This window comes from Pseudoflavonifractor phocaeensis, from assembly GCF_016901735.1.
Lineage (GTDB): Bacteria > Bacillota > Clostridia > Oscillospirales > Oscillospiraceae > Pseudoflavonifractor_A.
The window spans coordinates 32,883-47,631 of record NZ_JACLZC010000016.1 but is presented as its reverse complement, the minus strand read 5'-3'; the positions used below and the strand labels follow the sequence as shown (position 1 = coordinate 47,631).

8 protein-coding genes are annotated in these 14,749 nt (G+C 62.1%); 6 read left to right on the top strand and 2 right to left on the bottom strand.

The genetic code is table 11. The features are described from left to right. Positions 1-241 precede the first annotated feature (241 nt). The 3 genes from tpiA (at position 242) to eno (ending at position 3,970) form a co-directional block, all read left to right on the top strand. Positions 242-1,015, top strand: coding sequence for a triose-phosphate isomerase (tpiA, locus tag H7U37_RS05425; RefSeq protein WP_204874239.1), 774 nt, complete (start codon positions 242-244; stop codon positions 1,013-1,015). 24 nt (positions 1,016-1,039) lie between these two features. After that, entirely contained in the window at positions 1,040-2,563 is a 1,524-nt protein-coding gene (gene gpmI / locus H7U37_RS05420; protein WP_204874237.1) for a 2,3-bisphosphoglycerate-independent phosphoglycerate mutase, read from the top strand. 105 nt (positions 2,564-2,668) lie between these two features. Further along, positions 2,669-3,970, top strand: coding sequence for a phosphopyruvate hydratase (gene eno / locus H7U37_RS05415; RefSeq protein ID WP_204874235.1), 1,302 nt, complete (start codon positions 2,669-2,671; stop codon positions 3,968-3,970). A 137-nt stretch (positions 3,971-4,107) separates the two neighbouring features. Here eno and H7U37_RS05410 read toward each other — a convergent pair whose 3' ends face one another. After that, entirely contained in the window at positions 4,108-5,364 is a 1,257-nt protein-coding gene (locus tag H7U37_RS05410; RefSeq protein ID WP_204874232.1) for an HlyC/CorC family transporter, read from the bottom strand. A 520-nt stretch (positions 5,365-5,884) separates the two neighbouring features. Here H7U37_RS05410 and H7U37_RS05405 point away from each other — a divergent pair. From H7U37_RS05405 to H7U37_RS05395, 3 genes are all read left to right on the top strand, one after another. Continuing rightward, positions 5,885-9,325: a pyruvate carboxylase gene (locus tag H7U37_RS05405; protein WP_204874230.1), complete on the top strand. Its 3,441-nt coding sequence runs from the start codon at positions 5,885-5,887 to the stop codon at positions 9,323-9,325. Between the two features lie 82 nt (positions 9,326-9,407). Beyond that, the gene (locus tag H7U37_RS05400; protein WP_204874228.1) at positions 9,408-10,880 is read left to right on the top strand and encodes a BRCT domain-containing protein; all 1,473 of its coding nucleotides are present in this window, start codon (positions 9,408-9,410) and stop codon (positions 10,878-10,880) included. Between the two features lie 16 nt (positions 10,881-10,896). Beyond that, on the top strand, positions 10,897-12,345 hold the full coding sequence (locus H7U37_RS05395; RefSeq protein WP_204874226.1) for a hypothetical protein: 1,449 nt from the start codon (positions 10,897-10,899) through the stop codon (positions 12,343-12,345). Between the two features lie 55 nt (positions 12,346-12,400). Here the strand turns inward: H7U37_RS05395 and H7U37_RS05390 are convergent, their stop codons facing one another. Then, positions 12,401-14,728 (bottom strand): S-layer homology domain-containing protein, encoded by a 2,328-nt coding sequence (locus H7U37_RS05390; protein ID WP_204874224.1) that lies wholly within the window; start codon positions 14,726-14,728, stop codon positions 12,401-12,403. Positions 14,729-14,749: the final 21 nt, after the last annotated feature.

Genomic DNA, 14,749 nt, shown 5'->3' with positions numbered 1-14,749 from the left:
GCAGGGCAACTGCGCAGTCGCAGGGCTTAGACGCCGTCCGCGGAGGGCGCGGAGCGTGACAGAAGAAGCGCGGAGCACCCGGAGCAGGCGGCTGAGACCGAAGCGGAGCCGCAGGGCTTGGACGCTGTCTGGAACAGCCAAAGAGAACCATCCTTCACCGACGGGCGGGGCCCTCTCCGCCCGCCGGTGAATCATCCCCCATCGATTATTTTGCGTCAACAATTTGAGGAGGCCAATCCCAATGAACAGAAGATACCGGAAGACCATCATCGCCGGCAACTGGAAGATGAACAAGACCCTGAGCGAGACCCGCACCTTCGCTGAGGAGCTCAAGCCCCTGCTGGGCAAGCCCAAGTGGTGCGAGGTCGTCCTCTGCGTGCCCTACGTGAACATCCAGACCGCCGTCCGGCTCTTTAAGGAGTGCCGTGTGGCCATCGGCGCGGAGAACTGCCACTATGAGTCCCACGGCGCTTACACCGGCGAGGTGTCTGCCGACATGCTCAAGGAGATGGGCGTGAAGTACGTCATCATCGGCCATTCCGAGCGCCGTCAGTACTACAATGAGACCGACTTCACCGTCAACAAGAAGGTCCACGCCGCCCTGGAGGCCGGCCTCTACCCCATCGTGTGCGTAGGCGAGAGCCTGGAGCAGCGCGAGCTGGGCGTGACCATGGACCTCATCTCCTACCAGGTCAAGGCCGCTCTGGCCGGCGTGCCCGCCGAGAAGATGCGCCATGTGGTCATCGCCTACGAGCCCATCTGGGCCATCGGCACCGGCAAGACCGCCACCGCCGAGCAGGCCGGCGAGGTCTGCGAGGCCATCCGTGCCGTCATCCGTAAGCTTTACGGCGCCCGCGTGGCCCGCTCCGTCACCATCCAGTACGGCGGCTCCATGAACGCCAAGAACGCCCAGGAGCTGCTGGCCCAGCCCGACGTGGACGGCGGCCTCATCGGCGGCGCTTCCCTGAAGGCCCCTGACTTCGTGCAGATCATCAACGCTGCCAATCAGGAGTAATTTTACTGGATTACGAGGATAATTATGAATAAAACACCAACTACGCTTATCATCATGGACGGGTTTGGTCTGCGGGAGGAGACGATGGGCAACGCCATCGCCAACGCCCACACCCCCAACCTGGACAAGATCTTCGCCACCTGCCCCGGCTGCCAGCTGTCCGCCTCCGGTCTGGACGTGGGCCTGCCCGACGGCCAGATGGGCAACTCCGAGGTGGGCCACACCAACATCGGCGCCGGCCGGGTGGTGTTCCAGGATCTGCCCCGCATCTCCAAGGCCATCACCGACGGTGATTTCTTCGACAATGAGGCCTACAAAATGGCCATGGAGAACTGCCGTGAGCGGGGCACCGCCCTCCACCTGATGGGCCTCCTCTCCGACGGCGGCGTTCACAGCCACATCACCCACGTCTTTGGCCTGCTGGAAATGGCCAAGCGTCAGGGCCTCTCCAAGGTCTACGTCCACTGCTTCCTGGACGGCCGCGACACGCCCCCCTCCTCCGGTAAGGGCTACGTGGAGCAGCTGGTGGCCAAGATGCAGGAAATCGGCGTGGGCCAGGTGGGCACCATTATGGGCCGCTTCTACGGCATGGACCGTGACAAGCGCTGGGACCGCATCCAGCGGGCCTACAACGCCATCGCCTGCGGCGAGGCTCCCTTTGAGGCCGATCCCGTGGCCGCCGTCCAGAAGTCCTACGACGCCGAGGTCACCGACGAGTTCGTGGAGCCCGTGCTCTGCGCCAAGGAGGGCACCATTAACGAGGGCGACAGCGTCATCTTCTTCAACTTCCGCCCCGACCGTGCCCGCGAGATCACCCGCTGCTTCGTGGACCCCGATTTCAGCGACATCGAGCGCAAGAAGGGCTTCTTCCCCGTCACCTATGTGTGCACCACCGAGTACGACGCCACCATGCCCAATGTGACCGTGGCCTTCCCCAAGAAGAGCCTGAGCAACATTTTTGGCGAGTATATCAGCCAGCTGGGCCTGACGCAGCTGCGCATTGCCGAGACCGAGAAGTACGCCCATGTGACCTTCTTCTTCAACGGCGGCGCCGAGCAGGTCTTTGAGGGCGAGGACCGCTGCCTCATCGCCTCCCCCAAGGTGGCCACCTACGACCTCAAGCCCGACATGAGCGCTCACGAAGTGGCCGACGAGGCCGTCAAGCGCATCGAGAGCGGCAAGTATGACGTCATCATCCTCAACTTTGCCAACTGCGACATGGTGGGCCACACCGGCGTTTACGAGGCCGCCCGCCTGGCCGTGGAGACGGTGGACACCTGCGTGCAGCAGGTGGTGGACGCCACCTCCAAGATGGGCGGCGTGTCTCTCATCACCGCCGACCACGGCAACGCCGAGCGCCTGCTGGAGGATGACGGCGTGACTCCCTTTACCGCCCACACCACCAACCCGGTGCCCTTCTACATCGTGGGCGCCGACGTGAAGCTGCGCAACGGCCGTCTGGCCGACATCGCCCCCACCATGCTGGACCTGATGGGCCTCAAGAAGCCCGCCGACATGGACGGCGAGACCCTCATCGTCAATCAGTAACCCTGTTTTTGGGTATTGGGCGTCTATTCGCCTTTACCATATCCCCCTACTGTTCAGCGGAGCGAAGCTTTTTTCGCTTCCAACTTTGAAAGGAGTAGATCCATCATGAAGCAGATCATTGAAATCGTCGACGTCGTCGGCCGCGAGATCATCGACTCCCGTGGCAATCCCACCGTTGAGGTCGAGGTCTATCTGGAAGACGGCACCATGGGCCGCGCCTCCGTGCCCTCCGGCGCCTCCACCGGCGTGCATGAGGCCTGTGAGCTCCGTGACGGCGATAAGAGCCGCTATATGGGCAAGGGCGTGCTGACTGCCGTGCAGAACGTCAACACCGAGATCGCCGAGTGCCTGGTGGGCATGAACGTCCTGGATCAGGTCGCCATCGACAAGGCCATGATCGCGCTGGACGGCACTCCCAACAAGAGCCGCCTGGGCGCCAACGCCATCCTGGGCGCCTCCCTGGCCTGCGCCAAGGCTGCCGCTGAGAGCCTGGGCACCAGCCTGTACAACTATATCGGCGGTGTCAACGCCAAGACCCTCCCCGTGCCCATGATGAACATCCTCAACGGCGGCGCTCACGCCACCAACAACGTGGATATTCAGGAGTTCATGATCATGCCCGTGGGCGCCTGCTGCTGGAAGGAAGCCCTCCGTATGTGCGCCGAGGTGTTCCACACCCTGAAGAGCGTGCTCAAGGAGAACGGCACCCCCGCCGCCGGCGTCGGCGATGAGGGCGGTTACGCCCCCAACCTGAAGAAGGACGAGGACGCCTTCAAGTGCATCGTGGCCGCCATCGAGAAGGCCGGCTTCAAGCCCGGCGAGGACTTCAAGATCGCCATCGACGCCGCCGTGTCCGACTGGTACAACGCCGAGACCGGCTGCTATGACCTGCCCAAGGCCAAGAAGTCCATGACCAAGCAGCAGATGGTCAACATGTGGAAGAAGTTCGCCGACAACTACCCCATCATCTCCATGGAGGACTGCATGGGCGAGGACGACATCGAGGGCTGGCAGATGCTGACCAAGGCTCTGGGCGACCGCGTCCAGCTGGTTGGCGACGACCTGTTCGTCACCAACACCGAGCGTCTGAAGATGGGCCTGGAGAACAAGATCGCCAACGCCATCCTCATCAAGGTCAACCAGATCGGCACCCTGACCGAGACCCTGGACGCCATCCAGATGGCCAACCGCGCCGGCTACACCGCCATCGTGTCTCACCGCTCCGGCGAGACCGAGGACGCCACCATCGCCGACATCGTGGTGGCCACCAACGCCGGCCAGATCAAGACCGGCGCTCCCAGCCGTACCGATCGTGTCGCCAAGTACAACCAGCTCCTCCGCATCGAGGAGCAGCTGGGCGACGTGGCTCAGTATCTGGGCGGCGACGCTTTCTTCAACCTGAAGTAAGCTCCCTTTTGACAAGTACCTTTCGCGCAAAAGAAGCGGGAGGCGGAACCGAATGGTTCCGCCTCCCGTTTTTTGATTGGTATGGAATAGGGGGAGAGCGCTGACAGCTCCCTCTGAGCGGGAGCCGGTGGGGCTTTTTACTTTTCCTCTTCCGGCTCCAGCACCACCACCCGGATCTCCATCACCCGGCGGTGCTCCACCTTGGTCACGGTGACGTCAAGTCCTTCCGCCTGGAAGTGGTCCCCCTCCTCGGGGACCCGGCCCACCTGTTCCATCACCCAGCCGGAGACCGTGTTGGCGTCGCACTCCCCTTTGATCGAGAAAAGATCAAACAAATCGCCCAGATCGGCGGCGCAGGATATGATGTAGCTGCCGTCCTCCTGCTTGCGGAATTCTTCGATGACTTCGTCGTGTTCGTCCCATATCTCGCCCACCAGTTCTTCCACGATGTCCTCCAGGGTCACCAGACCCTCGGTGCCGCCGTATTCGTCCACCACGATGACCATATGGGCCTTCTCCCGCTGGAGAATACGAAGCAGGTCGGAAATTTTGGTGTTGCCGGTGGTATAGAGCACGGTGCTGATGAGGGCGGCCACGTCCTGCCGGCCGTGATAGCGGGCGGAATGAAAATCTTTTTCATGAATGACGCCGATGATGTCGTCCATGGACTCGTGATAGACGGGCAGACGGGAATAGCCGCTTTCCGCAAAGACCCGTGCGATCTCCTCCATGGAGTCGGTGTCCTCCACCGCCACGATGTCCACCCGGGGGGTGAGGATCTCCTCCACCTCCAGGTCGCTGAACTCAATGGCCGAGCGGATCAGCTGGCTCTCGTCCTGGTCCAGGCCGCCTTCGCTCTCCGCCTGGTCCACCATGGTCACCAGTTCCTCTTCGGTGATGCCCCCTTCGTCGCTCTTGCGGATAATCTTGGAGAGGAATTTTTTCCAAAGGCCAAAGAGGAAGTTCAGCGGGGTGAGAAGGATGATCAGAAATTTCAGCAAAGGCGCGGCAAAGCTGGCGAAGGTCTCGGGGGATTCCTTGGCCAGGCTCTTGGGGGAGACCTCGCCGAAAATGAGGATCACCACCGTCAGCACGATGGCCGACACCGTGGGGCCCCGCACATCGTCAATGAGCTTGATGAAGAGCACGGCGCCGATGGTGGTGGCCACGTTGTTGACGATGTTGTTGCCGATGAGGATGGTGGAGAGGAGCTTATCATAGTCCTCCGCCAGCGCCAGGGCGCGGGCGGCCCGCTTGTCGCCGTTGTCGGCGCGGCTGCGGAGGCGGACTTTATTCAGAGAAGTAAAGGCGGTTTCGGTGGCGGAGAAATAGGCCGACATGGCCACCAGGGCCACCAGGGCCACGATCATTGCAATACTGGCACTGTCCAACATGGGGACTCATCAACTCCAATTTTCAAAATTTCAGAATTTTATGTAGGGGAATCCCAATCCATTTATGAAATTATGCGCAAAAGGACAGCTATGCCCCGTTTTTTCCAGGGCAGAGCTGTCCGTCGTCTTCGGTCATTGGGATTGTCAGGCAAGGGAGGTTCGTCCACGAGGGCTCACCGGCTCCTTTTCATCAAAGTCTGCGCCGTTTGGGAGCAGTTTGCGTTAGTATAGCATACCTGGCAGAAAATTGCAAGGGTGCTCTTTCCCCTGTCTCTCAGCGGCGTACTTTTGCTTTTTTGTACGAAACACGCTTTTCTTCCCTCCCCTTTCCTGTGCGTCCCGCCAAAGTTGCAATTTGGGGGAAATACGATTGCACCCTTTGGCCGGATTCGTTATAATATTGTATAATGACCCTGGGTATAATTGGGGTTTTCCCGGCGTTTTGCCCGTTTTCCCTGCAAGCTTTCTCTCTTCGCGCAGGAATGCCTGCAATTCTGACTGAAAGGACGGACGTAAATCCATGGCTGAATCTCGCTTCCGAAAGGTCCTCATCGCCAACCGCGGTGAGATTGCCATCCGTATTTTTCGCGCCTGCTACGATCTGGGGCTCCATACGGTGGCCATCTATTCCCACGAGGACACCTTCTCCCTCTTCCGCACCCGGGCCGACGAGGCCTACCTCATCGGCGAAAATAAGAGCCCTCTGGGGGCCTATCTGGACATTGACGCCATCATCGACCTGGCAAAGCGGCGCAATGTGGACGCCATCCACCCCGGCTACGGCTTCCTGTCGGAAAACCCCGCCTTTGCCAAGGCCTGTGAGGACGCCGGCATCGCCTTTATCGGCCCGTCCTCCAAGATCCTGGCCCAGATGGGCGACAAGCTCACCGCCAAGGCCATCGCTCATGCCTGCGGCGTCCCCACCATTCCCGGCTCTGACACCCCCCTGCGGGACGCCGAGGACGCCCTGGAAAAGGCTGTCTCCTTTGGCTTCCCGGTGATTCTGAAGGCGGCCGGCGGCGGCGGCGGCCGGGGTATGCGCCGCTGCGACAACGAGGAGGACGTGCGCCGGGAGTTCGAGCTGGTCAAGAACGAGGCCCGCAAGGCCTTCGGCAACGAGGACATTTTTATTGAAAAGTATCTGGTGGAGCCCAAGCACATCGAGGTGCAGATCCTGGGCGACCAGTACGGCAACGTGGTCCACCTGGGCGAGCGCGACTGCTCCTTGCAGCGCCGCTATCAGAAGGTGGTGGAGTTCGCCCCGGCCTGGAGCGTCCCCAAGGAGACCAGAGAAAAGCTCTATGCCGACGCCGTCAAGGTGGCCCGCCACGTGGGCTATGTGTCGGCGGGCACGGTGGAGTTTTTGGTGGACAAGGACGGCAGCCATTACTTTATCGAGATGAACCCCCGCATTCAGGTGGAGCACACCGTCACCGAAATGGTCACCGGCGTGGATCTGGTCCGCTCCCAGATTCTCATTGCCGAGGGCTACCCCCTCTCCACTCCTGAGATCGGCATGGGCCGCCAGGAGGACCTGCGGATGGACGGCTACGCCATCCAGTGCCGCGTCACCACCGAGGACCCGGCCAACAATTTCGCCCCCGATACCGGCAAGATCACCGCCTACCGCTCCAGCGGCGGCTTCGGCGTCCGTCTGGACGGCGGCAACGCCTACACCGGCGCGGTCATCTCCCCCTATTATGACTCTCTGCTGGTCAAGGTCACCGCCTGGGACCGGACCTTTGACGCCGTGTGCCGCAAGGCCACCCGCGCCATCTCCGAAGAGCACGTCCGCGGCGTCAAGACCAATATCCCCTTTGTGACCAACATCCTGAGCCACCCCACCTTCCGCTCCGGTCGGTGCCACACCAAGTTCATCGACGAGACGCCCGAGCTCTTTGAATTTGAGGACAGCCGGGACCGGGCCAACAAGGTGCTGCGCTATATCGCCCAGATCCAGGTGGACAACCCCTCCGCCGAGCGCCGCCAGCTGGACATCCCCCGTTTCCCGCCCTGCGCGCACACGCCCCCCCAGTGCCGCGGCCTCAAGCAGCTGCTGGACGAGCGGGGGCCCCGGGCCTTCCAGCGCTGGGTGCTGGACCAGAAAAAGCTGCTCATCACCGACACCACCATGCGGGACGCCCACCAGTCCCTCCTCTCCACCCGGATGCGCACCCGCGACCTCCTCAACGCCGCGCCGGGCACCGCCGAGATCCTCAACGACTGCTTCTCCCTGGAGATGTGGGGCGGCGCCACCTTCGACGTGGCCTATCGCTTCCTCCACGAGTCACCCTGGGAGCGCCTCCAGCAGCTGCGGGAGAAGATCCCCAACATCCCCTTCCAGATGCTCCTCCGGGGAGCCAACGCCGTGGGCTACACCAATTATCCCGACAACCTCATCCGGGAATTCGTCCGGGAGTCGGCCCGCAGCGGCATCGACATCTTCCGGGTCTTTGACTCCCTCAACTGGCTGCCCGGCATGGAGGTGGCCATGGACGAGGTCCTGAAGCAGGACAAGGTGTGCGAGGCCGCCATCTGCTACACCGGCGACATTCTGGACCCCAAGCGGGACAAGTACACCCTGAAATACTATGTGGACATGGCCAAGGAGCTGGAAAAGAGAGGGGCCCATATCCTGTGCATCAAGGATATGTCCGGCCTCCTCAAGCCCTACGCCGCCAAAAAGCTGGTCGCCACCCTCAAGCAGGAGGTGGGGCTCCCCATCCACCTCCACACCCACGACACCTCGGGCAACCAGGTGGCCGCCTATCTGATGGCCGCCGAGGCCGGCGTGGACATCGTGGACTGCGCCGTGGACGCCATGGCCTCCCTCACCAGTCAGCCCTCCCTCAACGCGGTGGTCACCGCCCTCCAGGGCCAGGCGCGGGACACCGGTCTGGACCCGGACAAGCTGCAGAAGCTCTCCGACTACTGGTCCGACGTGCGGGAGCGCTATGCCTCCTTTGAGGCTGGCATCAAGAACCCCTCCACCGATATTTACCGCTACGAAATGCCTGGCGGTCAGTATACCAACCTGAAATCCCAGGTGGAGAGCATCGGCCTGGGCCACCACTTCGAGGAAGTCAAGGAGATGTATCAGACCGTCAACCGGATGCTGGGCGACATCGTCAAAGTGACTCCCTCCTCCAAGATGGTGGGCGATCTGGCCATTTTCATGGTGCAGAACGACCTGACGCCGGAGAACATCGTAACGCGGGGCGAGGCCCTCACCTTCCCCGACTCGGTGGTCAGCTACTTCAAGGGCATGATGGGCCAGCCCGCCTGGGGCTTCCCCGAAGCGCTCCAGAAGGTAGTCCTCAAGGGCGAAAAGCCCATCACCTGCCGTCCCGGCGAGCTGCTGCCGCCGGTGGACTTTGACGCCGTCCGGCAAGAAATGAGCCGTTTTATGGGAGACGACGCCATCAATATGCGGGCCATGCTCTCCTACTGCCTCTATCCCAAGGTCTATGAGGAGTACCGGGCCCACCGGAAGGAATACGGCTACATCACCCGCATGGGCAGCCACGTTTTCTTCAACGGCATGGCCCTGGGCGAGACCACCCAGATCAACATTGAGGACGGCAAGACCCTGGTCATCAAATACATCGGCCTGGGCGATCTCAACGAGGACGGCACCCGCAACGTCCAGTTTGAGCTCAACGGTATGCGCCGCGAGGTAGCGGTGCCCGACAAGACCGCCGTGTCCCAACTGCGTCATGTGGTGCTGGCCGACCCGGAGGACAAGAGCCAGATCGGCTCCTCCATCCCCGGCATGGTGTCCAAGGTGAACGTGAAGCCGGGGGACAAGGTGGAGGAAAACCAGGTGGTGGCCGTCATCGAGGCCATGAAGATGGAGACCTCCGTGGTGGCCCGGATGGCCGGCACGGTGGAGCAGGTCCTGGTCCAGGAGGGCTCCACCGTCAAGGCCGGCGAGCTGCTGATGACCGTAAAAGTGGACTGAATTTTCACCATACAGAATTGTTTCTTCCTTTTTTTCCTTCGTTCTGCTATGATATAGACAGAAAACGAAGGAGGTGCCCGGTATGAGTGTGGGCTTTTGCATGGAATACGACGTGATCTTCCGGGGCGGCCGGGAGGACATCGCGCAGATGGCGGAGATCGCAAAGACGTCGGTCTACGATACCTCTCTGCGGCAGTATATCGTTCAGGAGGTGGAGGCGACGCTGGAGGACGGGGAGGACGTGCTGATGGTGCGCCTGAGCAACTCGGACGACGACGCCACCCACGGCATTTTTGAGGAATTCCTGGACGCGGTGGACCAGGGCTGTCCCGCCCTTACCATCGCCCTGTCCGCCCTCTATGTGGACACGGAATACGGGGAGGGCGACATCCTGAGCATGTTTTGTTCCCCGGCCGGAAAAAGCACCCTGAATATGAAAGCGTTCTACGGGCTGGACGCCCATTTTGATCCCATGCCCGACGAGGACTGGATCCCCTACGGCTGGCGGCATCCCAAGGAGTTGCCGCCTGCCGCCACGGCGGAGGGCGTCCTCTCCTTCCTGGGCGACTGGGGCGCGGAAGCGCGGAACGCCGTGGAAGAGGCGCTCCTGGGCGGGAAGCTGCTGAAAACCCTGCCCGCCCTCCGGCCCGACCCTCAAAAGGAGACGCAGCCTGTCTTTTCCAAAGAGGGAGAGACCATCCGCTTCTCCCTCTCCGCCCCCGTCAACCTGGGGGACGCGGCCCAGTATCTGGACCTCGCTCTGGCCCCCTACGCCCAGACATACCCCGAATCCTACGCCGCCCTCTGCCGGACCATGCGGGAAAAGCGGCTCCTCCTCCATCTGGAGCTGGAGTCCTACTCCAATCCCAATACCGCCTGGTCCTATTCCGATTCCAGCACCTGGCATTTTCTCCTCTCCAGCGACGGCCAAAAACTCCTCTCCCGCTTTACCTGGTGCGCCACCTACGGCTTTTCCTCTTATAACGGTCTCCCCGCCGAGGTCCCCGTGGAAGAGATCTACGAGGTCGTGACCGGCGCCTCCCTGGATGATCTGGACGAGCGGGAAAATTTCGCCGCCCAGTGGGCCCTCCACACCTATGCCGCCCGCCACGACGCCCCCCTTCCCCTGGTCCGGTGCAAGACCGATTGGGAGATGGAGATGGAAGAGTGGGGGGACGACGAGGACTGGGACGAAGAAGAGGACGAGGAAGAAGATGAGGCCCTTGCCTACGCCCAGGACCACCGGGAGGCCCTCCTCCCTCTCTTTGCCCAGGCCCAAAGGGCTTCCGCTCCCATTCCCGCCCATGACCAGCCCCAGTCCTTTGACAGCCGCTTTGCCGGCAAGACCTTCTGTCTGGGCGGCGACGTAGCCGGATGGACCGACCGGGAGCTGCGGGAGACCATCACCAAATTCGGCGGAACGGTGGCCGATACCCTCACCCCTCAGACGGACTATTTTGTCTACGGCACCGGCGTGGGCGAACCCTTTACCCAGGCATTGCAGCAGGGCGTTTCTTTCCTGCCGGTGGAATACCTCCAGGACATGATGGCATAACGGGAGGTTGCCTTTCATGAGTGTCTCTTATGAAATGACCTATACGGTGTACCTCAACGGCGCTCCCGACCTTCTGGCCCAGATTCCCGCCGTGGCCCGGGAGGTTGCGGAGGAGTATATCGCTCACGCCGAAACCGTGTTCTGGGACCAGTCTCCGGCTTACCGGGAGACCGCGCAGCTTTTCTGCGATGCGGCGGAGCAGGCCCTGGAAGCCGGGGAAACGGTGTGCCGGCTGGAACAGGAGGAGGGCGACGACCGCCACGGCGTCATGGACGCCTTTCTCTCCGCGCTGGATACCCGGCTTCCCCAGCTGGCGCTGGCCATTCTGGCCGTCTATCTGGATGCGGAATATACCCACAGCCGTCTTTCCAATTTTCTCTACTCTCCCGCCGGAAGCAGTTCCCTCCATATGAAGGACTTTTATGGCTATGAGTCCCGGCGCGACGCCCTGCCCAACGAGTCATGGATTCCGTACAGCTGGCGGCATTTTACCCCCTCCGGCCCTCCCTTCGCCTATGCAAATGGCAGCATCACCCCGCTGGGCTCCTGGGGCGAAGAGAAGGCGATGGTGGAGCAGGCCCTCACCAGCGACGGGCTGCTGGAGTCGCTCCACGCCTTCCCCTATATAAAAGAGACCGGCGATCTCATTAAAAAGACCGAGACAGGCTACGATTTTGATATGTGCAGTTCCATTGCCCTGACCAAGGTGGGAGCAAACCCGGATTGTTTCCTCTCCCCCTATTTTCAGGCCCATGAAGCTTCCTACCGGGCGCTGTGCGCCGCCATGCGAGAGAAGCGGTGCTTCCTTCACCTGGAAATCAGCGAGATTTCCCATTTGGACCGGAATTGGGGTCGCACCAGTGAGGGGCTGTGGCATTTCCTCCTGTACAGTGACGGCGTCCGCCTGCGCGCCCTGTTCCCCTGGAACCGTATCACCGGTTTCCGCTACCGGGGCGCTTGCTCTGAACCGCTCATCCATGGGATCTACCACGCGCTGACCGGATATGCTTTCTCTGATTTGGACAAACCGGAGCAATATCTGATCCGGCTGTCGCTGGAGGATGCCGTCCGGGCCTATGACCCCTTCGGGAAGCCCATGGAGCAATTGACCTGGTCCGCCGGACAGGTGGAAGAGGCCGCCTCCTCCTTTGTGGAGGCCCACCGGAACGCATTGCTCCCGCTGGTGGAGCCTTTCCTGCCCGCAGCGCCGGAGTCCTGTGCCCCCGCGCCCTCTGACCGGCGCTTTGCGGGAAAGAAATTTATACTCAAGGGAATGTGGAAGGGCGCACCCCTTGAGGAATGGAAACCCACGGTGGAAGCTTTGGGCGGAAAGGTGGTCCAGCGCATGACGGCAGATTTGGATTCTGTGGTCTGCGGCAACCATGCCGGGGAGCCCTTCCGCAACGCCTGCAAGCGGGACCTTCCCCTTTTGCCGGCGCCCTATCTGGAATACATGATGCAATAAGCAAATGGAGGCCGGGACCTTTTTCGGGTCCCGGCCTCGTCGTCTCTTGTTTTGCTCAGGTGCGGATGAGAATGGTGGCCTCAAAGGTGGCGCCGTCGTAAGCGCCATAAATCTGCACCGCATCGCCGGCGGTCAGATCCTTAAGGGAGAGGGCCTTGCCGGTGCTGGTAAGGAGCTCGGCATCGGAGGCATCCACCGTCAGAAGGGTGGTAATGCCGCTCTCATCGGTGCGCTGGAGGAAAATGGTCTTTTCGCTGGTGTTCACATAGAGCACCGCGCCGGTGATCTGGGTGCTGCTGGAGGCGGCGCGCTGGACCTCAATGGACAGGACCTGGTCCCCCTCCACCACCATGGCGATCTGGTCGCCGGGTTTGAGCACCGAGACCGAGGCCGCCTTGCCGTCCTGGGTGACGGTGACCCCGTCGGTGATGAGATAATTCTTGCTTCCGCCGCCGGTCAGACTCACGCTGACGGTGGTACCGGCGGTATCCATGGTAATGGCGGTGATGGTGCCGGTGGCGTTGGCGCTCTGGGCGGTGGCCTCCAGTTCGGTGATCTGGTTATAGCGCACCGTTACCTCCACCTCATCGCCGGTGCGCAGCTTGTCAATGGAGCTGACCCGATCATCCCGATAGATGTCCGGCGGGTCGCTCAGGTCGATGTCAAAGGAGCGGACGGAGCCGTCCTCCAGGGTGACCTGGATGGTGGTGGTCACGCCGTAGGTGATGGCGGTGATGGTGCCGGTCACGGTGGAGGAGCCGGGCCAGGCGTCGATGAGATCGACCTTGCCCAGATCGGTCAGGCGCAGGGTGACAAAATCACCCTTGCCCAGCTCCTTGAGCTGGACCTGACGGCCCTCATAGGTCACCTTTACCTCTTCGGAGAGCTCATAGGCGCTGCTCTTGTCGGTGGCAAAATTCAGGACGGTGACGGTGTTGGGCTGGCTGGAATAGCTCATGCCCTGAACGGAGCCCTGGATGTAGTCGGTATCGGTATCCACCCCCACCGCCATGACCTTGCCGCTCTGGTCGTTGGACACCCGCAGGGTCACATAGGCCCCGGTGTAGCTCTCCTTCAGCGCGCCGCTCAGACCGTTGACGGTGACTTCCGCGCCGCTGGCCAGGGTGTAGGGGGTGCGCACCCCGTCAAAGCCGGTGACGGTCACGCCGGTGACCATCCCGTAGACGTCGGTGGTCAGGCCGGTGAGCAGGCCCGTCTCCTGGCGGCTGCCGCCGGTGAGCTGCACCGCGGCGGGATGCCCCAGGGCGTCCACCCGGCAGACGGCGGTGGTATAGCCGCCCTCCGGGTCCAGCAGGGCCACGGTGCCGATCCGATTGCCCACCTCCACGGCGGTAAAGCGGTCCAGCTTGAGGGTCACGGTGTTCTCGCCGTCCTTGACGGTCAAATAGACGCCGTCAAAGTCGGTGACCGTTCCGCTGATGGTGGTCAGCGCGCCGCCCACCCGAACGGTGCTCGCCTTTCCGCTCTCGTCGAAGTTGACCCGCACATAGACACCGGTCCGCAGGGCGGAGGCGCTGGACTCCATGTTGTTGTCATAGATGAGGGCGCTGGTGGGGATAGTGACGGTCTCCTCTCCCAGCAGCTCGTCCTCCAGCGTGAGGACCACGGCCCCCTCCTTGCCCGCTTCCACCGCGGTGATGACGCCGCCGGCCCAGTCATAGTCGGTATAGGCGGGCAGCTCCACCACCACGCCCCGCTCTTCCATAAAGTCCAGGGAGCGGCGCAGCAGGGTGGACATCTCCGCCCGGGTGACGCCGCCGGTGGGGAGGAATTGATTCTTGTCGTTGCCCTTGACGATGCCGTAGGTATCCAGCACGTAGACGTATGCCCGCAGGTCGCTGTCGATCTGGTCCTCGTCGTCATAGCTGAGGGTGACCTCCCCCAGCTTCCGGGTCATGGGGTCCATCTGGATGGCGCGGACCAGGCAGCGGGCTACTTCCTGCCGCTCCATGGATTTGAGGAGCAGATCCTCCTCCACCATGGTCTCCAGCTCCTCCTGGGAGAGAATGCCGGTCTCCAGGCAGATGGCCAGCTCCTCCGACGCCCAGCTCTGCATGGACTCCGGCAGCAGCTCCGAAAGGGTGTCGGCCCAGTGGGCGGACACCGCCTCCTTGTCTCCCTCCTCCAGGCCGGTCACCCGGGCGCAGAACAGCAGCGCTTCCACCGCGCTCATGACCGCGTCCGGCTTAAAGGTCCCGTCATTATACCCCTGAATGATCCCCTGGCCGGCCAGATATTCCACATCGCTCTGGGCCCAGTGACCTTTCAGGTCGCTGAAAGATGCCGCGGCGGCGGGCGCCGTCAGCAAAGACGCCGTCAGCGCCAGCGCCATAATGGTAGCGGTCAGTCGTTTTCCCTTCATCGTCGCACCTCCGTTTTTGTG